The organism is Bacillus paralicheniformis (assembly GCF_002993925.1).
Taxonomy (GTDB): domain Bacteria; phylum Bacillota; class Bacilli; order Bacillales; family Bacillaceae; genus Bacillus; species Bacillus paralicheniformis.
Genome location: NZ_CP023665.1, coordinates 224,136 through 245,633 on the forward strand (window position 1 = coordinate 224,136; position 21,498 = coordinate 245,633).

General features: G+C 41.2%; 21 protein-coding genes and 1 pseudogene. 19 read left to right on the forward strand and 3 right to left on the reverse strand.

The window, feature by feature from the left end; all coding sequences use genetic code 11:
* Positions 1 to 196 precede the first annotated feature (196 nt).
* Positions 197 to 499, forward strand: coding sequence for an ArsR/SmtB family transcription factor (locus CP943_RS01295; protein ID WP_025810872.1), 303 nt, complete (start codon positions 197 to 199; stop codon positions 497 to 499).
* A gap of 141 nt (positions 500 to 640) precedes the next feature.
* On the forward strand, positions 641 to 1,822 hold the full coding sequence (locus tag CP943_RS01300; RefSeq protein WP_105980636.1) for an MFS transporter: 1,182 nt from the start codon (positions 641 to 643) through the stop codon (positions 1,820 to 1,822).
* A gap of 131 nt (positions 1,823 to 1,953) precedes the next feature.
* Here the strand turns inward: CP943_RS01300 and CP943_RS01305 are convergent, their stop codons facing one another.
* Complete coding sequence (locus tag CP943_RS01305; protein WP_105980637.1) at positions 1,954 to 2,478, reverse strand: DinB family protein; 525 nt, start codon at positions 2,476 to 2,478, stop codon at positions 1,954 to 1,956.
* Between the two features lie 441 nt (positions 2,479 to 2,919).
* Between CP943_RS01305 and CP943_RS01315 the strand changes: the two genes are divergently transcribed.
* The 6 genes from CP943_RS01315 (at position 2,920) to CP943_RS01340 (ending at position 9,279) form a co-directional block, all read left to right on the forward strand.
* Entirely contained in the window at positions 2,920 to 4,881 is a 1,962-nt protein-coding gene (locus CP943_RS01315) for a lantibiotic dehydratase (RefSeq protein ID WP_230368423.1), read from the forward strand.
* Between the two features lie 125 nt (positions 4,882 to 5,006).
* Entirely contained in the window at positions 5,007 to 5,711 is a 705-nt protein-coding gene (locus CP943_RS01320) for a lantibiotic protection ABC transporter ATP-binding protein (RefSeq protein ID WP_023857699.1), read from the forward strand.
* An 11-nt stretch (positions 5,712 to 5,722) separates the two neighbouring features.
* Positions 5,723 to 6,481: a lantibiotic immunity ABC transporter MutE/EpiE family permease subunit gene (locus tag CP943_RS01325; RefSeq protein WP_105980638.1), complete on the forward strand. Its 759-nt coding sequence runs from the start codon at positions 5,723 to 5,725 to the stop codon at positions 6,479 to 6,481.
* Positions 6,481 to 7,248 carry a lantibiotic immunity ABC transporter MutG family permease subunit gene (locus CP943_RS01330; RefSeq protein ID WP_105980639.1) on the forward strand — a complete coding sequence of 256 codons (768 nt, stop codon included), beginning with the start codon at positions 6,481 to 6,483 and terminating at the stop codon, positions 7,246 to 7,248. The genes CP943_RS01325 and CP943_RS01330 overlap by 1 nt, the downstream gene beginning before the upstream one ends.
* 13 nt (positions 7,249 to 7,261) lie before the next feature.
* Positions 7,262 to 7,930, forward strand: coding sequence for a response regulator transcription factor (locus CP943_RS01335; protein WP_023857702.1), 669 nt, complete (start codon positions 7,262 to 7,264; stop codon positions 7,928 to 7,930).
* The gene (locus CP943_RS01340) at positions 7,921 to 9,279 is read left to right on the forward strand and encodes a sensor histidine kinase (protein WP_023857703.1); all 1,359 of its coding nucleotides are present in this window, start codon (positions 7,921 to 7,923) and stop codon (positions 9,277 to 9,279) included. The genes CP943_RS01335 and CP943_RS01340 overlap by 10 nt, the downstream gene beginning before the upstream one ends.
* A gap of 117 nt (positions 9,280 to 9,396) precedes the next feature.
* Here CP943_RS01340 and CP943_RS01345 read toward each other — a convergent pair whose 3' ends face one another.
* Positions 9,397 to 11,133, reverse strand: coding sequence for an ABC transporter ATP-binding protein (locus CP943_RS01345; protein WP_105980640.1), 1,737 nt, complete (start codon positions 11,131 to 11,133; stop codon positions 9,397 to 9,399).
* 195 nt (positions 11,134 to 11,328) lie between these two features.
* On the opposite strand from CP943_RS01345, the gene CP943_RS01350 reads away from it, so the two are divergent.
* The 9 genes and pseudogenes from CP943_RS01350 to CP943_RS01390 all read left to right on the forward strand — a co-directional run bounded on the left by CP943_RS01350 (position 11,329) and on the right by CP943_RS01390 (position 17,911).
* Positions 11,329 to 11,973, forward strand: a complete 645-nt coding sequence (locus tag CP943_RS01350) for a DsbA family oxidoreductase (RefSeq protein WP_095292716.1) — start codon at positions 11,329 to 11,331, stop codon at positions 11,971 to 11,973.
* A gap of 74 nt (positions 11,974 to 12,047) precedes the next feature.
* Complete coding sequence (locus CP943_RS01355; RefSeq protein ID WP_023857706.1) at positions 12,048 to 12,467, forward strand: hypothetical protein; 420 nt, start codon at positions 12,048 to 12,050, stop codon at positions 12,465 to 12,467.
* A gap of 66 nt (positions 12,468 to 12,533) precedes the next feature.
* Positions 12,534 to 12,710: pseudogene (locus tag CP943_RS22915) on the forward strand (hypothetical protein); the annotation flags it as partial.
* 4 nt (positions 12,711 to 12,714) lie between these two features.
* The gene (locus tag CP943_RS01365) at positions 12,715 to 13,854 is read left to right on the forward strand and encodes an erythromycin esterase family protein (protein WP_023857707.1); all 1,140 of its coding nucleotides are present in this window, start codon (positions 12,715 to 12,717) and stop codon (positions 13,852 to 13,854) included.
* A gap of 196 nt (positions 13,855 to 14,050) precedes the next feature.
* Positions 14,051 to 14,188 (forward strand): hypothetical protein, encoded by a 138-nt coding sequence (locus CP943_RS01370; RefSeq protein ID WP_153247060.1) that lies wholly within the window; start codon positions 14,051 to 14,053, stop codon positions 14,186 to 14,188.
* A gap of 235 nt (positions 14,189 to 14,423) precedes the next feature.
* The gene (locus tag CP943_RS01375) at positions 14,424 to 15,293 is read left to right on the forward strand and encodes an aminoglycoside 6-adenylyltransferase (protein ID WP_020449938.1); all 870 of its coding nucleotides are present in this window, start codon (positions 14,424 to 14,426) and stop codon (positions 15,291 to 15,293) included.
* Positions 15,294 to 15,356: 63 nt separating this feature from the next.
* Complete coding sequence (locus CP943_RS01380; protein ID WP_023857709.1) at positions 15,357 to 16,304, forward strand: aminoglycoside phosphotransferase family protein; 948 nt, start codon at positions 15,357 to 15,359, stop codon at positions 16,302 to 16,304.
* A 22-nt stretch (positions 16,305 to 16,326) separates the two neighbouring features.
* Entirely contained in the window at positions 16,327 to 17,034 is a 708-nt protein-coding gene (locus CP943_RS01385) for a YjjG family noncanonical pyrimidine nucleotidase (RefSeq protein ID WP_026580432.1), read from the forward strand.
* A gap of 148 nt (positions 17,035 to 17,182) precedes the next feature.
* Positions 17,183 to 17,911, forward strand: coding sequence for an alpha/beta fold hydrolase (locus CP943_RS01390; protein WP_039073121.1), 729 nt, complete (start codon positions 17,183 to 17,185; stop codon positions 17,909 to 17,911).
* Positions 17,912 to 17,994: 83 nt separating this feature from the next.
* Here the strand turns inward: CP943_RS01390 and CP943_RS01395 are convergent, their stop codons facing one another.
* Complete coding sequence (locus CP943_RS01395) at positions 17,995 to 18,888, reverse strand: LysR family transcriptional regulator (RefSeq protein ID WP_105980641.1); 894 nt, start codon at positions 18,886 to 18,888, stop codon at positions 17,995 to 17,997.
* A 122-nt stretch (positions 18,889 to 19,010) separates the two neighbouring features.
* Between CP943_RS01395 and CP943_RS01400 the strand changes: the two genes are divergently transcribed.
* Together CP943_RS01400 and CP943_RS01405 are read left to right on the forward strand one after the other, a co-directional pair.
* On the forward strand, positions 19,011 to 20,228 hold the full coding sequence (locus tag CP943_RS01400; RefSeq protein ID WP_105980642.1) for an ATP-grasp domain-containing protein: 1,218 nt from the start codon (positions 19,011 to 19,013) through the stop codon (positions 20,226 to 20,228).
* The gene (locus CP943_RS01405; RefSeq protein ID WP_105980643.1) at positions 20,212 to 21,438 is read left to right on the forward strand and encodes an MDR family MFS transporter; all 1,227 of its coding nucleotides are present in this window, start codon (positions 20,212 to 20,214) and stop codon (positions 21,436 to 21,438) included. Before CP943_RS01400 ends, CP943_RS01405 begins: the two co-directional genes overlap by 17 nt.
* The last annotated feature ends 60 nt before the right edge of the window (positions 21,439 to 21,498 follow it).

A 21,498-nucleotide genomic window follows, 5' to 3' on the forward strand; every position in this document is an offset into this window, starting at 1 on the left:
TCAAGAAGTAAAAATTACCGTTGTATCATCACATGTTATGAGTGATTTTATAAAGAAATATATGTTGCTGTCTTTTCCAAAAAGCAATGGTGGAAGTTTTTTTAATCCTCTTTCACAATATTTCAATTACCCGAAGAAAAAATAAACGGGCATATAACATATTGACAATTTGCGATATGAAGATATAATGATTGGTATGGAACCTATTGAAGTTTTCAAAGCTTTATCAAATGAATCAAGGCTGCAAATTTTGCAATGGCTGAAGGAGCCTGATCGTCATTTTGAACCCCATGAAGGGATTGATATGAACACAATCGGGGTATGTGTCAGCCAAATCACAGACAAATTGAAAATGACGCAATCAACGGCTTCTCAATATCTCGCCATTCTTTTAAGAGCCGGCTTGATTAAGGCGGAACGAATCGGAAAGTATACGTACTACAAAAGAGACGAAGAGGCCATCAGAAAGCTTGCTGACTTTCTTAAAACAGAGATATGAGCATTTAAAAAATAAACATCTCTAGATGATGTTTATTTTTACACCATACATATCGACATATTCCGATGTGTTTATTTTTTGATTTACATATCGTTATTTCGTGATATGTAAATATATAAAGCGAAGAAGGAGCGAACGATGATGTTTAGTGCTTGGAAAATTTATGTTTTAGCGATCATCAGTTTTTTGGTAGGGACCTCAGAGTATATTATCTCCGGGATTTTGGATCAGATCGCCCACACACTCGGGATAACTTTAGCTGCTGCGGGTCAGCTGATTACGATCTTTTCACTTGTGTATGCAGTTTTCACACCGGTTCTCATGGCGTTGACGGCAAGTATGGATAGGCGCAAGTTAATGATGTATGCTCTCGGTTTGTTTGTGATAGGAAATATTCTGGCCTTTACCCTGCCTGGCTATGGCTGGTTTGTTGCAGCGCGGGTCATTATGGCCTTGGGGGCAGGCATGGTTGTGGTCACGGCATTAACGATTGCCGCCAAAATCGCTCCGGCGGGTAAGCAGGGCAGTGCAATTGCTACAGTTGTCATGGGGTTTACCGCTTCTCTGATCATAGGTGTTCCACTCGGAAGAATGACGGCAGAAGCATTAGGCTGGAAGTCTGTATTTGGAGGAATTGCTTTACTGGGATTCATCGCAATGATTGTTATATTCTTAATCTTGCCGCATACCGAAGGCGATAAGCCTGTTCCTTTGCTTCAACAGCTTTCTCTTTTAAAGAACCGGAAAGTAGCAATGGGGTTATCAATCACTTTTTTCTGGCTCGGAGGGTATTCCGTTGCATATACTTATCTGTCTCCTTACCTTCTGACCGTTTCAGGGATAAGCGGCAATTTGCTTAGCGGCTTTTTGCTTATATTTGGAATCGCCAGCTTGGTTGGATCGAAGTTTGGCGGATATAGCACCGATAAATGGGGCGTTCCTTTTACACTCGTTGGCGGGATGGCGCTGCATATCATCGCACTGATTTTACTGTCGCTTGTCACCCATTCCTATGTCGGAGTACTGTTGATTCTCATATTATGGTCGTTTGCCGCATGGTCTACCGGCCCGACACAGCAATATCACTTAGCGACGCTCGAACCGGAATTGTCAGGTGTATTGCTCGGCATCAATCAATCGATGATGCAATTCGCCATGGCCGTAGGTGCAGGAATCGGAGGGATTTTTGTAGAAAAAATATCGCTCGCTTCTATTACGTGGTTTGGGGCACTGGAGGTTACGATTGCGATTGTCGCTGTTTTGGTGACTTTCAGTTCGCATTACAAACGGAAAGCAGGACCTGTAAGAGAAATCGGCTCATAATACGTTGCCTTGATTGGTGTTGAAAATTCAATGGTTTCATTCCTCATATCTTACCTGTGCTGACAGGTGATGTTGTGAGGAGCCGAAAGATCTAACATCCGCCCGTTGTAAAACGAGCGGATGTTTTTTATTTAGTCCGCTAAAATCCGCAAATAAGCCTTCCAAGGTCCGACATCGTCCTGATACCGTTTCGCCAGCACTCTTGCGATTTGCGAGATGTGAGTGAGGTCGTGGGCAACCCATGTTGAGATCTGTTCTCTCAGCTTGACGATTCCAAACTCAGGGTGCATCCCCGTTTGTTCGAAGTCGGTTTCAGGATCAATGATCTGCTGTAATGTTTTCAGATTCGCCCGTCTGATATCTGCAAACTCGTTAAGCAACTGTTCCATCGTTTTTCCGTCGTTTTGATTCAACTGGCTGAAGCGGTCGAACGGCGGAAAAGGTTCCGTTGCTCCTTCTGTCACGATCAATTTGATGCGCGGTAACCAATTGTTTTTTTCTCCTTCAATCAGATGGCCGACGACATCAAAGGCGTTCCACGTGTCTTCGCCTTCATTGCAGCTGATCCAGGGACTTGATAATCCGGTCAGCAGCTGACTCAGCGTTTGTGGTGTGCGCTCCAGGATTTCGATTGCTTCCTCGAGTTGAAAGTTCATGTGGGTGACCTCCTTTGCAATTTGAGATAAAAGGATGAGATAGGACTGACGTGTTTTACATTTATTTTAATTGAATAGTTGGAAGTATTCACCCAATCAAGAAACTCTAAACAGGCTAAAATACTTTCATTTATATTTTTATAAACCTGAGTTTTAAAGACTTCCCATGGGTGGACATCCAGCTTCGATCTTATTTGGATAGCTTCTTTATCTTTAAAACACTTTATTTCTGTAAATGATTCGACAGAAGCCATGAACATCCATATAGGATAATAACCGACATGCCGACGATCAGATACAACGGAGTATTTTGTAAGGTTAGAAGCTTGTGAATGAACTCTCTAATTTGATCGTTCAAGTTTTGGATAACAAAATTAACAATCAACAAATACAACTTACGTTGAAGTACCAATAGCGGATGTTTTAGATGAAGTTAATGGAATTGGTGCTTTAACATCTTATAGTAGGCCTAAAAATAGATTTGCTCAAGATACTCCGGTAACAACTGAAGAACATAACCTTTTGAAAAGATATTTTATGAATAAGTATTTAGCTGCTGTTGAAAATAAGCATCCTATTATCATAACAGATGAAGAAATTAACAAGTTAAATATGAAGGTAGACGAGAAAAGGTTACCGAGTTCTCTCGAATTAAATTTTATCATAAGAAAAAATAATAACGGAGAAAATCTTCTTTATTTGGGACCCAATATAGGTTCATCTGCTGCAGGGAAAACATTTGGAAGATTTAGTTATTTGGGCGATGAATTTTCTGAAGTGTTGGACGAAGTAGGCAGAGAGTTAAAAGAAAGTGAAATCGATCAAGTGGAGCTGTGTTTTGTTCCATCAAACATTAGAATGGCGAATGTTACCCGTATCAATACACCGAGAGAGTATAACCTTTCAATGTTTACTAATTCATATAATCCGAACAATGAATTAACATTAGCTGATATTCTTGTTGGATGTGACAATGAAAAGTTTTATTTGAAAAATAAACGGAATGGAAGATTGCTGAATATATCAGGAATGAATATGCTCAATCTGAGCTCTTCAAGCAATATCATTCGATTATTGAGCGATATCTCCTTAAATCAGTATTTAGAATGGAGTAATACTCCATGGGGTGTATATTATAAAGAATTTATTCATATACCAGAAATTCGATATGAAAATATTATTCTCTCAAATGAGAAATGGAGTTTACAAAATCTGCGAGGGCAGTTTGAAAGAACCCCAAAAATTGAAGAATTTATGGCGGAGTTCCAAAAGTTCAGAAGAGTTTATTCAGTCCCGGATAATGTTTATTTTCAATTTGCTGATAATCGAATTTTATTGGATTTATCAAGAAAAACTAACCTCAACTTGTTGTATAAGAATTTATTCAAGTTTCCAAGTACTGCTTTAGAGAAAGCAGAGGCTGGAAACCCCGCTATTACCTTAGGTGAGGAATATTTCTCAGCAGAGGCGGTAATTCCTTTTGTTCTAAAAGAGGAATACAGAGACAATAAGAGTAAGAAAGAATTCTTTAATGGAAGTATATATCAGCAGGTTAGCTATCCTCCTTTTAAAGAATGGCTGTTTTTAAAACTCTATGGCCCTGAAGACCGCCAAGATGAATTAATAGAATACATGAAATACTTCATTTCAACACAACTGGATAGGAGTGTTTATGATAAGTTTTTTTATATGAGATACAATGACCCAAAACCTCATATAAGATTGAGGTTTCGTTCAATAGAACCAAACAATCTTCAGATTATTTACGACAAGCTGAGTGAGTACATAATTGAATTACAAAAAATGAGCATCATTTATGAAGTAACCATCAATACTTATTTCCCTGAAATCAACAGGTATGGTGGGTCGGTGCTGATAAAGGATGCTGAAAATTTATTCTACCATGATAGCTTAGTTGTGATGGAAATTCTTAAAGTCATGAAACAAAATAGTCTGAGCCAAGAACAAGTTGGAGTGATTTCCTTACTTCACTACTTGATTGACTTTGGATTATCTTTTGAAAATCAATTAAATTACTTGCAGCTAAACTTAAAAAACAGTGACATTCATAAAAAGGAATTCAAACAAGAAAAGTTTGATTTCATCAATGAACTAGATTCTTATAACAATTGGGAAAAGGCTAAAAAAAGAGAAGACCTAAAACAAATTATTGATATCCTAGAATATAGGAGCAAAAGTATTAATGTCTATAGAGAACATATTAACAGAAGCAATAAACATACGAGTGATTTCATTAACATTATGGGGAGCATCATTCACTTGCATTTTAATAGGTTGTTTGAGATTGACCGCGATTTCGAAAATAAACTATATGTTTACGCATACCAAACATTATATGGCCAGAGAGTTCGAAGAAAGATGCTTCATTTACAGGAACTTTAAAAAACATCTTAAACAGATGGTTGAACAGATTAACTGATCAATCATCTGTTTTTTTCGATATTGATGGAGTCTTGATTTTTTATTGCTAAACTCCATTTATAAAGACGAAAAGGAGTTATTTGAAGATGAATAATGAGTATATCTTGCAAACGAGGCACTTAACCAAAAAATACAAAAAATCGACCATTTTAAACGGTGTATCAATTAATGTAAGAAAGAACACTGTTTACGGCCTTTTGGGTCCCAACGGGGCAGGTAAGTCAACGACGCTAAAAATAATATCCGGTTTGCTCAAACAAACATCAGGAGAGGTAATTTTCAATGGAAATCAGTGGACAAGGAAAGATTTGATTTATATCGGATCTTTAATTGAAAATGCTCCGCTTTATGGGAATTTAACTGCTATAGAAAATCTTGAGGTGATAAATACGATTCTTGGCCTGCCAAAAGAGCGAATTCAGGAGGTTCTTCAAGTTGTTGGGTTAACAAATACGGGAAGTAAAAAAGTGATGAATTTTTCTATGGGAATGAAACAACGACTTGGCATTGCCCTTGCCATTTTGAATCGTCCCAAGCTATTAATTTTAGATGAGCCTACTAATGGATTGGATCCTATTGGGATTCAAGAATTAAGAGAATTGATGGCTTCATTTCCGAAGCAGGGAATGACCGTTCTTTTATCCAGCCACTTGTTATCGGAAGTTGAACATTTAGCTGATGATATCGGCATTATCAGCAATGGAATACTCGGTTATGAAGGTAAATATCATTCATATGATAACTTAGAAAATCTATTTACAGATGTTGTACGAAAGCATAGAGCCCAATAGGAGGTTACCGAATGTATTTATATTTAAAATCAGAAATGATAAAAACAAAAAGAACAATGATTAGAAAAATGTTGTTGGTGATACCCCTAATATGTTCCATTCTTGCACTAGGTTTTAATTTTCTAGGCGGCCCGGATATCGTAAGGCTGAGTGTAGAAACGATCATTAATCATTGGGGAATATTATGGCTATCCGTGTTCGTAGCCCTTTCCACTGGGCTTTTAAATAATCTCGAAAAAAAATCGACGAATTTTAAAACGATTATTGGCTTACCAATAGATCTTCAAAAAAAGGAAATAAGCAGAGTTTTATTTACAACTGGATTAATGGGGCTAGGGTCTCTTCTGTTAATAATTTTTATAATCCTAACAAGTTTGCTGGTTAATACAAGTCCATATTTGGTTTCACTTTCTTCTTGTATTTTAGCGGTTACCTTAATGTTTATAGCTTCACTATGGCAGATCCCGTTTTGCTTGTGGCTTTCTAGAAAAACGAATCTTTTTATCACCTTACTGTTGAATAGCATGCTTAATTTAAATTTAGGTTCAGTTTTTGCTCCTACGGGAGATTGGTGGTTTGTTCCATGCAGCTGGCATTTAAGAGTGCAAATGCCTTTAACGAAGCTACACTCTAATGGAATCCCTTTGCCGCAAAATGATGAACTTCTGAGCTATTCAGTTATTCCGACTGCTCTTGTTTTAAGCCTTACATTTTTTTTCATACTGACATTGATTACTGTTAGGTCTTTTAATAAACTTGAGGTGAAATAATGCTGCAATTTTATAGATGTTTTCTTAGCGAATGTAAAAAAAGAAAGCGAAGTATATTTTCATTATTACACTTAAGCATTCCGCTCGTTTTATCTGGTGTTTTGGTGATGTACTTCTTATTCAGGAATGTACCCGTAGGTCCGGAAGCAAGCTATATCATTTTTTTCGAATTAATAGGAGTAGGTACACCGGTCATCATTTCGATTATTTGTGGTCTGGTGGCTGATTCTGAAAACGAGGCAGGCCATTTTCAAAATATACTTGGATTAATTCAGAGCAGAACCGTTTCATTCACAAGTCAAACAACAATGATGATATTCTCTTATTTTGCTGCGATGTTTTTAACGATATCAATCTATACCCTAGCTCTGAAGCACCTGATTGGAGTAGGTGAAGTTAACTTTACTCTCTACTATTTAACAGGTATAATTTTTGCAGGAACTTCCATCTTTCAATATTTCTTCTATCAATTCGTTGGTTATAATTATGGGATAGGAATGTGCAGTATATGTGGGTTTGGAGGAGTGATTATCGCAGCTCTGTGCTTGACCACAATAGGAGATAAAATCTGGTGGCTCCTGCCTTGGGCTTGGGCAAACCGATTCGGTGAATATGTAATGGATTATTTGAAAATGACAGGTGTAAAACCGGTTGGAAATTCTACACTTGTAATGGGAGGTTATTCTTTTTTAATTATGACAACAGGAATAATTCTTCTAAGTATCGTTTGGATAAATAGGTGGTCCGGAAAAAAAACAAACGATTAAAGGGTGGTTCAATTTGGCCAAAATCTTGGCGGTTGATGATGACGCTGCAATTCTAAGACTGGTCAGGAAAATGTTGAGTATAAAAAAACATGAGGTTACAACTTTGCAAAGTATTAAAGATATCACGATAGAGGAGTTAAATAAATATAATCTCATTTTATTAGATGTCATGATGCCAGATGAAGATGGATTTAAAATATGTGAGAAGATTAGATCTTTAATTGATATACCGATCATCTTTATGACTGCCAAAAGTGATGAATCTTCAATAATTAAAGGTTTATCCATTGGCGGAGATGATTATATTGTAAAGCCATTCAGCATTCATGAAGTGAATGCACGTATTGAGGCCCATTTAAGGCGGGAAGCAAGGCCGAAAAAGGATACAAAAAGTGTATTTATCGATGGTGACATCCTTATTGATTTGGAAGCAAAAAAAGTAATGGTGAAAGGGGAGGAAGTAAACTTTACTAAAACTCAATACAAAATTTGTGAACTGCTCGCATTACACAAGGGGAAAATCTTTTCCAAAGAAGATATTTATGAGTCTGTCTATTCAATAGAAAGCGATTCTCAAATTTCAACGGTTGTTGAACATATCAGAGTGATAAGGAAAAAAATTGCCCAGTTCAATTTAGCCCCTATCAGTACGGTCTGGGGTGTAGGGTATATATGGGAATAAAGAATACGTTATCGGTTTATTTTATTAAATGGATTACAAAATTAGGTTTTGCAGGTTTGTTTATTTTGACCCTGAATATTGGATTCGTGACTTGGGGAATTAATCATCATTTTTTCCTTCCGGCAAATGAACCGATAAAAAAAGCGGAAAAAATACAGAGTAAAGTTGAAAATGCCAATTATATTGATCCCAGCATCATTCCTCCGGAACTGGATTATACTATTTTTAATAAGCAAACAAACAAAATTGTAAAGAGTAATATGAGTTCCAGAAATAAACAAAGATCAATAGAAGCTTATCTGCATCCTAGTAAGGATAGAATGAGCTCTTTTATAAGATATGACAGTCGATATGAAAGCATTTTGATTCATTATAGCTTGAAAATCCAGTTTGCAAATATTGAATTAAGAAAGGTATTTCCGAACCCTGGTGTATGGATATCAGTTTTTTCAATTTTAATTTATTGTGTTTATTTAGTTTGGAATATAAGAAGTTTTTCTCGAATTATTGTCCAAGAAAACCAAAAGCTTATCCAAGTAGCCCGTAAAATAAAAGAAAGAGATTTAAATATCGAATTTCCGCGAGTTCGATTTAATGAGTACAAAGATGTAATGGGCGCAATGGAGAGTTTATCGGAAGCACTTGTTAAATCCATTCAGAAAGAAATTGAGATTACCAATTCAAAGTCAGAACAGATCAGTTATTTAATCCACGATATAAAAATTCCACTGACTGTGATAAAAGGGAATATAGAACTTTTGGAGACAATGGGAGATGAGGATGCTAAGGAAAATTTTAGCGACATTATGAATTCTATACAGCAGATTGAAGGATACATTCAGGAAGTTATCGATATCAACCTGGACAACAAACAAGACAATACGAATATGGAAGAAGTATCTGTAACCGATTTCTTGTGCAAGCTGGAAGCCGAAGTTAAAAGCTTGGGTAATAATATCATTGTCGAAGATTGGACACATAAAGAGGCTACTAGCCTTTATATAGACGTAATCCTGCTTATTCGAGCAATAAATAATATTGTATTAAACGGAATAGAAAGAACGCCGCCGCATGAAAAAGTGCAAATGATCGTCAAGCAGGATAAAGACCGTATTCAATTTGTTATCATCGATCAAGGACCCGGTTTTTCGGAAGAAGCTCTAAAAAAAGGTACTGAGCTTTTTTACACTGAAAACTTTGGACGGACTAATAACAGCCATTATGGATTAGGATTAACGTTTACCGAAAAGGTAATCAAGCAGCATAATGGAAGAATGAAGCTTAGAAATAATGCCAACAACTCTGGGGAGGTACTGGTAGAATTACCGATTCTATCGAGAAAGGGATAATACAAAAGATAAGTTCATTTTAATGACTAAAAGAGAATACTTGACAGCTTTTGTGTGAAATTTTAATTTTAAAGTGTCCCGAATCCTCGTTCGGGACACCCTTTTATATTTTTGAAACTATGTCAACTGCCGCTCAGCAAACTCACGATACAGCGCATGCGAAGCAATCAGCTCGTGGTGCCGCCCCCGCCCTGTGATCTCGCCTTTTTCGATAAATATAATTTGGTCCGCGTTCACGATTGTCGATAGCCGGTGGGCGATGACGAAGGTGGTGCGGCCTTCCATGAGGCGGGCAAGCGCCTGCTGGACGATGGCTTCTGATTGGCTGTCGAGGCTGGCTGTCGCTTCGTCCATCATTAAAATTTTTGGGTCACGCAGAAAGGCGCGAGCGATGGCGATCCGCTGTCTTTGTCCGCCGGACAGCTTGACGCCGCGTTCGCCGACTTCCGTATCAAGCTGCTCTGGAAATTGTTTAATAAATGTGTCGGCATAAGCCATTTCCGCGACTTTCCACAGTTCTGGATCGTCAATGCTGTCGGCGTAGTCCAAGCCATAGCATAAGTTCTCACGGATGGTGCCGGACATCATCGGGCTGTCTTGAGATACGTAGCCGATCTGGCTGCGCCACGATTTCATCGACAGCTTGTTGATCGGTGTTTCCCCGATATTAATGACCCCTGAGTCCGGTTCGTAAAATCGTTCCAAGAGGCCGAACATCGTCGTTTTTCCGCCGCCGCTCGGACCGACAAATGCAATCATCTGCCCGGGATCGACGTCAAAAGATACCTCCCGCAAGACAGGCTCGTCATCGCCATAAGAGAAAGATACATTCTCGACGCGTATCGGCAGATTGGAGATGTCCATCTCAAGTCCTTCCTGGCCCTCTTCCTCTTCAGTATGCAAAATCTCGATGATCCGCTCTGTTGCCCCTTTTGCTTTTTGCAGCTGAGTGAAAAACATTGTGAACGATGTGATCGGGAAGATGATTTGAAACAGATAAAGCAAAAAGGCGATCAGCGAGCCTGCCGACATCGTCCCCTCAGAGACGCGGATGCCGCCGTAGCCGATGATGGCGACGATCACAATCATAATGACAAGGTGCATAAACGGGGAGACAAGCGCAAATATACGGGCTTCCTTGAGTCCGTATTGAAAGAGCTTCGAAATGCCTGATAGCCCTTTCATTTTTTCTGTATGCTCGGCGTTTGATGCTTTCATTAATCTGATTTCGCTTAATGTCTGCTGGACATGTCCGGTGAAGGAAGCTGTTTCATCCTGCAGCGTTTTGGAGATGCGCTGCATTTTCATGCCGAGCGGGATCATGATGAAGGTCGTGATCGGAACGGAGATCAGCATGAGCAGTGTCATTTTCCAATCCATGATCAGCAAAATGATCACCGATCCGACAATGGTGATGATGCCGGAAACAAACTGCGGAAAATGGTCGGAAATCAAGCTTTCAATAATGCCGGTGTCATTGACAACACGGCTGACGGTTTCACCGCTCGTCTTTTCGTCAAAGTAGCGGACAGGCAGGCGCAGCAGCTTGAACCACATACGCTCGCGCAGGGAAGCGACCACTTTTTGCCCGGCATAGGAAAGAAAATAGGTCGAAAACCCGTCGCAGACCGCTTGAACAATAAAAACGAGCGCAAGGATTCCCGCTAAGGCCAGATTGATCGAATGGACGGAAAAGCCGTCAACCATTTCCCTTGTCAACAGTGGAATGGACAGGCCGACCAATGTAGTGACGAGGCTTGCGGCCAAACCGACGGTTAAAGCCAGCCTGGGTACGCCGGATGTGAGAATCATGGTGAAAAACGGTTTCATGCTATTGTTGTTTTCTGTTTTCATTTGATAAACTCCTTATCGATATAATGTCAAAGAAGTGGATGGCGCAAGCTGTAACTCATCATATTACGATATAAACAGCAGAAAGTTCCCGATCATTGCCGATTTTAACTTCATGCTAAAAAGATTGACAGGAGAGATAATTGTAACTATTATTGTTACATAAAGTTGATTGAATGATAAGAAAGGAAGAAAAACATGACGATAAATATTAAAGTATATTCCGATTATGTCTGTCCATTCTGTTTCCTCGGAAAAGACCAATTCGAAAAAGCGATCGAAGGCAAAGATGTGGAAGTCGAGTGGCTGCCATTCGAACTGAGGCCGCGTCCATCTGAGCAGCTTGATCCGTTAAATGATCCATCAAAATTGGCAATGTGGGACGGCGCCATTAAGCCGCGAATCGAGGCTTGGGGCGTCAACATGAAGCTGCCAAACGTCTCACCGCATCCTTATACAGATTTGGCTCATGAAGGCTATCACTTTGCAAAAGAACACGGTAAAGCGAAAGCGTATAATGACCGGGTTTATCAAGCGTTTTTCCAGGAAGATCAAAATATTGGCGACATCGAGGTATTAACAGCGCTGGCTAAAGAAGCCGGACTGGATGAGCAGGCTTTTAAAGAAGCTTTAAGCTCCAGAACATATCAGGACGTGCAGCGGAAGGCGCTCCAACACGCTTACGAAGAAGCAGGCATTACGGCCGTTCCGACATTTATCATTGGCAATGAACGGATCGCCGGGGCCGCTGCGAGGGAAGTGTTTGAACAGGTGATTGAAAAAGAAAGCAAACAAAAGCCTGCAGCCGGCTTGCAGTGCGACCTTGACGGAAATAACTGCTGAGCAGGAAAAATGAGCGATTTGAAGAACCCTTTAATAGGGTTCTTTTTTTATACAGGAAAGAAGAGGGAAGACAGTTGACACTCCACCATTTTATTGCAGCCGATCAGGAGCTTCCGTTGGGGAGCTTCCAGGACCAAACAAAAGAAGGTTTGATTAGTATCGCTGAGCTTGATCAAGGGTACGAAATGGTCAAAACAAAATTCAGCAAGCCGTTTGTATATGAGGCGACCGGCTGTTTACATAGACCGGGAAATGACATAAGGGCGCTATTCAGCTATATCAATTCAAATATGCCCGAGGGTGAAGATATAGAAGTTTACTCTTGCTGGGACGGTGAGGAAGACAGAGAAAAAGACGACCGCTTAGACTTTTTCATTGATATAAAGGCTCTTCAGCTGGGCAAGCATGTCAAACTGGATAAAAAGAAATACATCGATGAAATTACCGGCATGTTTTATTTTGAGGAGCGGCAGCTGGTCAAGATTCGTAAATAAAACATTTGCTGGCGCAGGGTTTTCACACCTTTTTTCGGCCGGTTCATTTAGATGTTCAATCAGTGCACGCGCATTGTCATAGCTCACAGGCTAAGTACGATTAAGGATGCAGATCTCATATTAGTGCTAAAAGACGGAGAGATTCAAGAGATGGGCAACCATTTACAATTGATTCGCAACCAAGGGTTTTACACCAAATTGTACAATTCAAACAATGACCAAGCGATTGTGGGAGGAGGCTAAAACAGTGAATGATTTATTTGATGAAATAAGAGATGAGTCGATTAATATTGGGGGGATTGATGGTTACAAATTCGGCTCCTTAAAAGAGATATTGCGAAATAAAAGATTTGTATTTCTTGGTGAAAGCAGCCATTGCGTCAAAGAATATATTGAGGCGAAGGCAAGCTTGATCAAATATCTGCATCAGGAATTAGGATTTCGTATTCTTGCTTTCGAAAGTGAATTGGGAGATTGCAGCATAGGAAATTATCTTTCAGAAGAACTTAGTGCCAAAGAAAATATGTCCGGTTCCATCGGGAAAGTTTGGCAAAACGAATTTATGCTTGATTTGTTTGAGTATATGAAGGAAACTCAACAGCGGCAGCCTTTGCATTTAACAGGCGTTGATGTTCAGCAGAGCATGGATAAGCACTTTTCCTCCTACATGCGTTCGCATTTGACAGGGGATCTCAGGAAAACGTTTGTAACATTTGATACGCGTACAAATGAGATGCTCGATAAAGATTATATGTTAAAGCGGCGTTTTAGGAAAACAGTAGAAGAAATTGAAAGAATAGGCCAAGGACTGATAAGGGAGCTTGAAAAACAGACTTTCCCCTCTGCTATGCTTCGTGATGTCGTGTTACAGACGATGAAAAACAGACTCAATTATTTTAAGGCGAATTTTACAAAAGGTTTTTCAAAATTGTTTGAATATCGTGATGAATTAATGGCGAAGAATCTTGAATTTTTATCTCAGCATGTTTATCCTGATGAGAAATTTATCATTTGGGCTCACAACCTTCACATCAAAAAACAAAGCAGCGTCAATCGGTTTTCACCATATCGATCATTTGTAGAAAACCTTCCGGAATTTATGAAAGAGGACAGTTTTGTTATTGGTCTTTACGCGGGAGAAGGAAGAATGGGTGACAACCAAGGAGGCGATCATCCTATCAAAAAAGTTAACAAAAAGCACATGGAGTGGCTGCTCAGCAATTCACCCCATCCCAATTTTTTTATACCATGTGCTTCAAAGTGGGGGGAAAAAAAGTGGAAGGCTTTTGAGGGAGGAGGCTTGCGTATTTCTTTCAAGCCGGTTCAACAGTATGACGGAGTTTTATTCTTTAAAAAAGTAACCCCAGCAGTTGTTAATGTTGAATAGGATGTTGACGGGTTAAGCATAACCTCTAAGGTGAAGATCTCTGCTTATAGGAATTTTTTGTTGGGAAAAGAACTTTTTCGTTATATTAAATTGCTGGTGGCGGCCAAAGGGAGGAAAACTGAAAGCTGTTTTTTTGGTTTTCAATGGTGAATGGGATTATTGCATAGAGTGCACAAGTCAGACCCAGGGTAATTTCATGGACGTATTAACTTTTGGTAAAGGCGTTTATCAGGACATCCATGAAAAGATATGTTCGGCAGATGAGGAAGGGAATCCTGTTCCCGAGATGCCGGAGATGGTGGTTGAGGAGAAATATGAAGAACTCCAAAGGTAAATTGGTAACGCGTTCACAGTTTCTTGAGAGGAAGATCTTCAACAAATCATGATAAAGGGATGGCCGAAGGCTTTTCTTCACAGCTGGATCGCCTTGAAGACGATCTGAAAGCCATTCGTTAAAAGAGGGAGGGTATATTGATGACGACGTTTCCTGAGCATTTCATATAACCACGTAATCGCGGACCTCCTCATCAAGTTTTTCTATAACCATTAAAAAGAGGAGGTTGATATACATGCGTACAGAGCAGGAAATCATCGATTTGGTGCTGAAGGTCGCACGGGAGGACGACCGCGTTAGAGCGGTCGGTATGAACGGTTCGCGGACGAATCCGAATGTTCCGAAAGACCCTTTTCGCGATTATGATATGGTCTATGTTGTAACAGATATGCAGTCTTTTCTTGATGAGCCGGGCTGGGTTGACGTTTTTGGGGAGCGGATCATCATGCAGACGCCGGAAGCGATGGAGCTGTTTCCGAATGAGCTTGGCAACCGCTTTTCTTATTTGATGTTATTTACTGACGGTAGCCGCATTGATTTGATTCTTGTGCCTCTTGAAGAAAAGCTGGAATACTGCCGGGAAGACGGATTAACCGTGATCCTGCTCGATAAGGATCAGGACCTGCCCGTTATCCCGCCGCCGACGGATCGGGAATATTGGGTGCAAAAACCGTCCCCGCAATGCTTCGCCGACTGCTGCAATGAATTTTGGTGGACGTCGACATATGTGGCCAAAGGGTTGTGGCGGCAGGAAATTCTTTATGCACTCGATCATTTAAACCTCGTCAGGGCCATGCTGCTGAAAATGCTCGAATGGAAGGTCGGTTTTGAAACGGGCTTTTCGCTGAGCATAGGCAAGAATGCAAAGTTTCTTGATCGCTATGTTGATCGAAATACGTGGGAAAGGCTTTTGGAGACATATCCGCCAGCTGGTTATGAGCGTGTATGGAACAGTTTGTTTAAGATGTGGGATCTGTTTGAAGAGACAGCGGCAGCAGTCGCTGAACATCTGGCTGAACAATATCTTTTCGCAGAAGCCGAGAAAGTCAAACAGTACGTGAGACGCGTTCAGCAGCTGAAGCCTGATGCAAAGGTAATTGACTAATCAGATGATGGCCGCACTCCCGGCAGGTGAGCCGGGAGTGTGTTTTTTGCGGAGGTGAACGCCATGTTCAGTCTTAAAAAAATATTGAAGGGCCATTATGGAATCGACAGTGTGAACATTTCTCCCGAGCAAGGGGGATGGACAGCACTCGCTTATCAAGTAACCGATGGAAAAGCCGCTTTCTTTCTAAAAGTGTATGATAAAAATAGGGCATCGACAGCGAAATGGACGGCTCTGATTGATGATTATATGCCTGTTCTCAGGTGGCTGAGTGACCGCACCGCTCTCAGCGGGAAGCTGCCTGTGCCGCTTTTAACAAAAAATGGAGAATACAAGTGCGAAGATGATGATGCGGTTTATGTGCTTTATGAATACATCGCCGGGGAAACCATTGGTGGCCGGCCGCTCGGCAAAGGCTGCGCGAAGAAGCTCGCCAGCATCATAGCGGAGCTGCACCGATATGACGAGACGATCCCGGTGAAGACAGAAAGAATAAAAGAAAACTATGATATTTCGTTTATAGGCGAGATGAAACAATGGCTTGATCACCTTCCTTGTGAGCTGGCGCCACTCATTCAACCCTACATCGGATCAATCCGCGAGATGATGGAGGCAGCCTTGTCCCTGGCGGATGATTTGAAATGCAGCGACAGAAGATTGGCTTTGTGCCATACAGATATTCATGGATGGAATATGATGAAAACGGGCGGGGAATTGATTCTGATCGATTGGGAGGGCTTGAAATTGGCCCCTGTTGAAGCGGATCTGATATTTTTTGCCAATCAACCGTATGTACAAGAGTTTTTGCGGGTTTATCGCGAGACTCATAAAGGGTTTGAAATTGATCAGAACGCATTGCGGTTTTATCAGATCAGGCGAAGACTGGAGGACATATGGGAGTTTACAGAGCAGCTGGCGTTTGACATTCAGACAGAAAATGAAAAGGCAGAGACGATGAGCTTGCTGAAAAACGAGCTTGAGGCCATAGAGGACAGCAAGATCGACTGTTAAAAAGCTAAATGGAGGAACATCTGTGAAAAATTATCGTACTTTATTTTTTGATGTGGATGACACACTATTAGACTTCGGTGCAGCGGAAAAGTCAGCACTGCGGAAGCTTTTTCAGGAACAGCAAATTCCTTTAACAGCTGAAATAGAAGCGAATTATAGACGTATCAATCAAGGTTTATGGAGTGCGTTTGAAAAAGGGGAGATAGACCGCGGCCAAGTGGTCAATACGCGTTTTTCCCTTTTATTCAAAGAATATGGTCTAGAGGCTGACGGCGTTTTGCTTGAGGAGAAGTATCGCAGCTTCCTTGAAGAAGGGCATCAACTGATAGACGGCGCTTTTGAATTAATTGAAAGCCTGCAGGATCAATATGATTTATATATCGTGACGAACGGTATTTCAAAAACGCAGTATAAGCGTCTGCAAGCTTCGGGATTATACCCGATGTTTAAAGGGATTTTTGTTTCAGAGGACACCGGTTTTCAAAAACCGATGAAAGAATACTTTGATTACGTTTTTGAACGAATTCCTCATTTTTCTGCCGATCAAGGGCTGATCATCGGGGATTCATTGACAGCGGACATAAAAGGGGGGCGGCTGGCCGGATTGGATACATGCTGGATGAATCCAGACATGTCAGCGAATCATACGGACATTGAGCCGACTTATCAAATTCAAAGGCTTAATGAACTCCAGCACATTTTAAATCATGGAAAAGTACCTTCGGCCTGATTGCTGCCGATACGAGTAAATCGGTTTTCCATTACCTTTGTATGCAAACTGCAACAGGGAGGATGCGGAAGCTGAACTTCCGACGGCCGAGTTGCGGTGGATTTTCCGGGAGCTAAATTAAAACCAAGCAGAGGAAGCCTGGTGAAACATGCAACGAAGAAAGGTTTTGAAAACTGCGGTTTTTTCGTTAGTCGCAGTTTTTGTTCTGTTATTCAGCGCGTTTTTTGTGTGGAGCCGTTTCACATATGAACCATCAAACAAACTCAAAAAGATGATCAACCTTGATCAAGTCGAAAGTAAAAACGGTGTTTACACTTTTCAAGCGGATGGGGCAAATACCGGGATCATTTTATATCCTGGGGCAAAAGTTGAACCGCTTGCTTATGCTTACATCGGCGAAAAGCTGAAACAAAATGGTTACAGTGTCTTTATCCCGCGCATGCCTTTTTCTTTGGCCATATTCAATCCGAATCAAGCAGAAAGAATGATAAAAGATAACAGTAATATTGATCATTGGTATCTCGGGGGACATTCTTTAGGAGGTGCGGCAGCAGCCATGTACGCCAAAAAGCATCCAGATAAGATTGACGGGCTTTATTTTCTCGCCTCCTATCCTTCTGATTCGCAATCGATAAAAAGTGCGCCGTACCGTGTTCTTTCTATATCAGGTGAACGCGATGGCCTTTCAACTCAAGAAAAAACAGCAGCCTCCAGAAAGAACCTGCCTGATACAACAGTGTTTGAGGAAATCAAAGGGGGAAACCACGCCCAATTTGGTATGTACGGCGAACAAAGGGGGGATCGTCCCGCGAAGATCCCAGCTGTTAAACAGCAGGAGGAGATCGTGAACGTGATGCTTGACTGGATCAAATCATAAAGAAAGCTCTCGCTTTTTGCGAGAGCTTTTTTGTTTATGATCCTCTCCTTTAAAGCGCTTTAACCCGTTTCTTCATTTGCCGGCTAAGGCCTATACGAAGCCGTTTGAATTATTTGAATAAAGTTGCTGGCGGAAGGAGCAAGGTGATCATCTCTTCTAATGCATAATGAAATAGGATTTTTTAAATCGACTTGTTCGACATGAACCCGCGCTATATCTCCCCGGTCAATATATTCGTTTACTTCAAGAGAGGATGTGAAAGCGACTCCATAACCTTCCATAACCGTTCTGATCGTTTCATTCAATCCGTTTATTTGTATACCTATTCTGGGTTTGTCGACATGATGCAATGTGCATAAAGAAATTAATTTCTCCCGGGAAAGACTTCCTTCTTCACGAAAGATAAACGGTTCTTTCACCACTTCTTCCAATGTCGTGTACTGTGTTGCAAGCCTATGATTTTTATTGACGACAAACAGCATGTCATCTTCTAAAAGCAGCGTCCCTTTTATGAAAGGATCGAATTCCGTTGTCCCGCCGATCAGGCCAATGTCCGCTTCATAGTTGATCAGCTGTTCACAAGCTTTTTGAAAGTTCGTTGTCGTGATTTCAACTTCTGTCTTGGGAAATTGTTGTTTATAGCGGCTGAGCCATCTTGGCAGCAAATAATTGGCGGGGAGGAAGGTGGCGGCAATACGCAGTTTTCCAATTGACCCTTCCCTTAACTGTTCCACGTACAATTCAATTTCTTTTTCAAGTGAAAACAGCCGCTTTGCCTGTTTTGCAAGCTCTGCGCCGGACTGTGTCAGCAGAATCCCCCTGCCTTTAGGAACGAATAAGGTACAGTCGATCTCGCGTTCTAATTTCTTAATTTGCGAGGTGACGGCAGGCTGGCTGATGTTTAGCTGTTTGGCAGCTTGGGTGACGCTGCCTGTTTCAGCGACCGAATAGAACAATCGCAGTGCATGAAGATTCATATTTCACACCTCTATTTATAAAAAAAAGTTATCAATATCAAATAAAGATATATTAGAGTTATCTAAATACTTTTACTATTATAAAGTTGAACAACATGTTTTACAAGAAAGGAGAAACGGCTATGAGTACGCTTATCCTAAATAAAACAGCTTATTGCAAGTCTCCGTATGATGTATGGATGGAGGAATTGAACGAACCGGTGGCCATGCTGACTTCAACCGATCGTGCGGATGAATGCAGAAATTATGATGTGATCGAAGCGTTTGACGATTATCCGGTTAATGGATGCATCGAAATGCGTGCTTTGGAGCTGAATGAAACGTATCACTTTAAAACGATTATTGCATCATCAGAATTTGATATGTTGAGGGCGGGGAAGCTGAGGTCGCTTTTGGGTATAAAAGGGCAGTCTTACGAAAGCGCTCTGTTGTTCCGCAACAAAATATTAATGAAAGAGCAGGTCAGAAAAGCCGGTGTAAAGGTTCCGGACTTTAAGAAAATCGACTCGGCGGCCGACTTATATACGTTTGTTCAAACTTTCGGTTTTCCTGTGGTCGTTAAGCCTATTTGCGGATCGGGGTCTGTTGATACAACCGTTTTAAGGGATCGGCAGGACGTGTGGAATTTTCTTTCGAAAGGTCTTCCTGATCATCTGGAGGTTGAGTCGTTTATCGAAGGGGATATGTATCATATAGACGGTCTGATCCTTGATGGAGAGACTGTCCTCAGCTGGCCGTCGCGTTATATCAACGGATGTCTAGCTTTTCAGGAACAACAGTTTTTAGGCAGCCTCCAGCTTGAACGGGAAAATCCGCTCACCCGGCGGTTGACTGATTTTGTTCAAAAAGCGCTTGCTGCCCTTCCTGTTCCGGATATTACAACATTCCATGCTGAAGTGTTTCATACACCGGATGATGAACTGGTGTTTTGTGAAGTGGCCAGCAGAACCGGCGGCGCTATGGTCCGTGAAGCTACTGCGCAGACTTTCGGCTTTGATATCAATGAAGCGTGTGTTAAAGCGCAATGCGGCCTGGACTTTCATATTCCGGCGGTGAACAACAATCCGCGCCGCCTAAGCGGCTGGCTGTTGATTCCACCAAAAGACGGCGTGCTGAAAGAAATCAAGCCGGCACCAGCTACAGACTGGCTAGCGCAACAAAATATTTTCGCTCAAGCCGGAGACAGGTTCCACGGCTCGTCTTCCAGTGTAGACGCAATTGCAGGCTGTTTGATTACCGGGCACACAGAAGCCGAATTAAGCGGCCGCATCAGCTGGCTTGCAACGTGGTTTTATGATCATACCGAATGGGAAAAGACTTCGGATGTTTGCGCAATTTAAAGTATTCAGCCGCCTTCACCCGTTGATCCGATTTTTGCTGATAGGCACGCTTGTCACAAAGGCGGCTAAGTCGATGACAACCCCGTTTTTGGCACTCTATCTTCATATGAAAACGGGATCCGATTTTGGAACCATCGGGCTTGTGATCGGTTTCGGCTATTTTTCAAGCACTGTAGGAGGGGTAGTCGGAGGAGCGCTTTCAGATAAAATCGGCAGAAAAAAAGTGATGCTTTCATCCATTTTCATTTGGAGCTTTGTATTCATTCTTTTTGGACTTGTCCATGATTTCATGTGGTTTTTATTGCTAAATATTTTAAGCGGGCTTTGCCATTCGTGTTTTGAACCTGTGTCAAAGGCTTTGATGGCTGAGTTATCGGAACGGGAGATGAGATTCCGCATTTTCTCTTTGCGGTATTTGGCCATTAATATTGGAGCCGCTGTCGGACCTTTATTGGGCACTTATTTCGGTCTTGCCAAAACCGGAACGCCGTTTATCATCACAGGGCTTGTCTATTTTGGCTATGCTGCACTTTTAAGCTTGATGATGATTCGGCTGATCACGGTGAAAGAGACAAAAACCGCTTCTGAAAAAATTCAGGCAGGTTCCGTTTTAAAAACGTTAAAGCAAGACAAGGCTCTTCGATTTTACATAGCCGGCGGCATCCTTTTTTTATTCAGCTATTCGCAAATGGAAAGTACCTTGCTGCAGTATTTAAATAACGACTTTGCAAACGGAGTTAAAATATTTTCGACTTTAATTACGTTAAACGCAGTGACGGTCATCCTTTTACAAGTGCCGCTCACCCGTTTATTTGAGAAGTATAAATCCTTAACAACAATATCAATTGGAACCGTTTTTTGCATGTTGGGGAATGTCGGTTTTTCTGTCGCAAATGGCTGGATTGTTTTTATGCTTTCGATGTTTGTTCTGACAATCGGCGAAATTTTATGTTTTCCTTCAATGAATGTCCTTTTGGACGAGCTTGCTCCGGATCATATGAAGGGCGCGTATTACGGCATGCAAAACTTATACAACATCGGTGAATTTTTAGGGCCTTGGCTGGGGGGAATGATGCTTGCCTTGTACGGGGGAAAAGCCGTCTTTCTCATTGCTGCGTGTTCAGTCTTCTTCGCTCTAGGTGCCTACCATCTGGGAAGGAGAAAGTTTTTATCTGCACAGCATCATGGTGTATCACCTTTTTCTTATTGAAAATTTAGGCTGCTCATGCATGAATCATCAAGAATTCACCCAACCTATAAGGTAAAAAAG

Bases quoted from the DNA above. Each gene is read 5' to 3' on its own strand.
- CP943_RS01390 (WP_039073121.1), top strand. From the start codon at position 17,183: ATGCAACGAAGAAAGGTTTTGAAAACTGCGGTTTTTTCGTTAGTCGCA.
- CP943_RS01400 (WP_105980642.1), top strand. From the start codon at position 19,011: ATGAGTACGCTTATCCTAAATAAAACAGCTTATTGCAAGTCTCCGTAT.
- CP943_RS01375 (WP_020449938.1), top strand. From the start codon at position 14,424: ATGCGTACAGAGCAGGAAATCATCGATTTGGTGCTGAAGGTCGCACGG.
- CP943_RS01405 (WP_105980643.1), top strand. From the start codon at position 20,212: ATGTTTGCGCAATTTAAAGTATTCAGCCGCCTTCACCCGTTGATCCGA.
- CP943_RS01330 (WP_105980639.1), top strand. From the start codon at position 6,481: ATGCTGCAATTTTATAGATGTTTTCTTAGCGAATGTAAAAAAAGAAAG.
- CP943_RS01340 (WP_023857703.1), top strand. From the start codon at position 7,921: ATGGGAATAAAGAATACGTTATCGGTTTATTTTATTAAATGGATTACA.
- CP943_RS01305 (WP_105980637.1), bottom strand. From the start codon at position 2,478: ATGAACTTTCAACTCGAGGAAGCAATCGAAATCCTGGAGCGCACACCA.
- CP943_RS01395 (WP_105980641.1), bottom strand. From the start codon at position 18,888: ATGAATCTTCATGCACTGCGATTGTTCTATTCGGTCGCTGAAACAGGC.
- CP943_RS01345 (WP_105980640.1), bottom strand. From the start codon at position 11,133: ATGAAAACAGAAAACAACAATAGCATGAAACCGTTTTTCACCATGATT.
- CP943_RS01350 (WP_095292716.1), top strand. From the start codon at position 11,329: ATGACGATAAATATTAAAGTATATTCCGATTATGTCTGTCCATTCTGT.
- CP943_RS01320 (WP_023857699.1), top strand. From the start codon at position 5,007: ATGAATAATGAGTATATCTTGCAAACGAGGCACTTAACCAAAAAATAC.
- CP943_RS01380 (WP_023857709.1), top strand. From the start codon at position 15,357: ATGTTCAGTCTTAAAAAAATATTGAAGGGCCATTATGGAATCGACAGT.
- CP943_RS01295 (WP_025810872.1), top strand. From the start codon at position 197: ATGGAACCTATTGAAGTTTTCAAAGCTTTATCAAATGAATCAAGGCTG.
- CP943_RS01370 (WP_153247060.1), top strand. From the start codon at position 14,051: ATGGACGTATTAACTTTTGGTAAAGGCGTTTATCAGGACATCCATGAA.
- CP943_RS01325 (WP_105980638.1), top strand. From the start codon at position 5,723: ATGTATTTATATTTAAAATCAGAAATGATAAAAACAAAAAGAACAATG.
- CP943_RS01300 (WP_105980636.1), top strand. From the start codon at position 641: ATGTTTAGTGCTTGGAAAATTTATGTTTTAGCGATCATCAGTTTTTTG.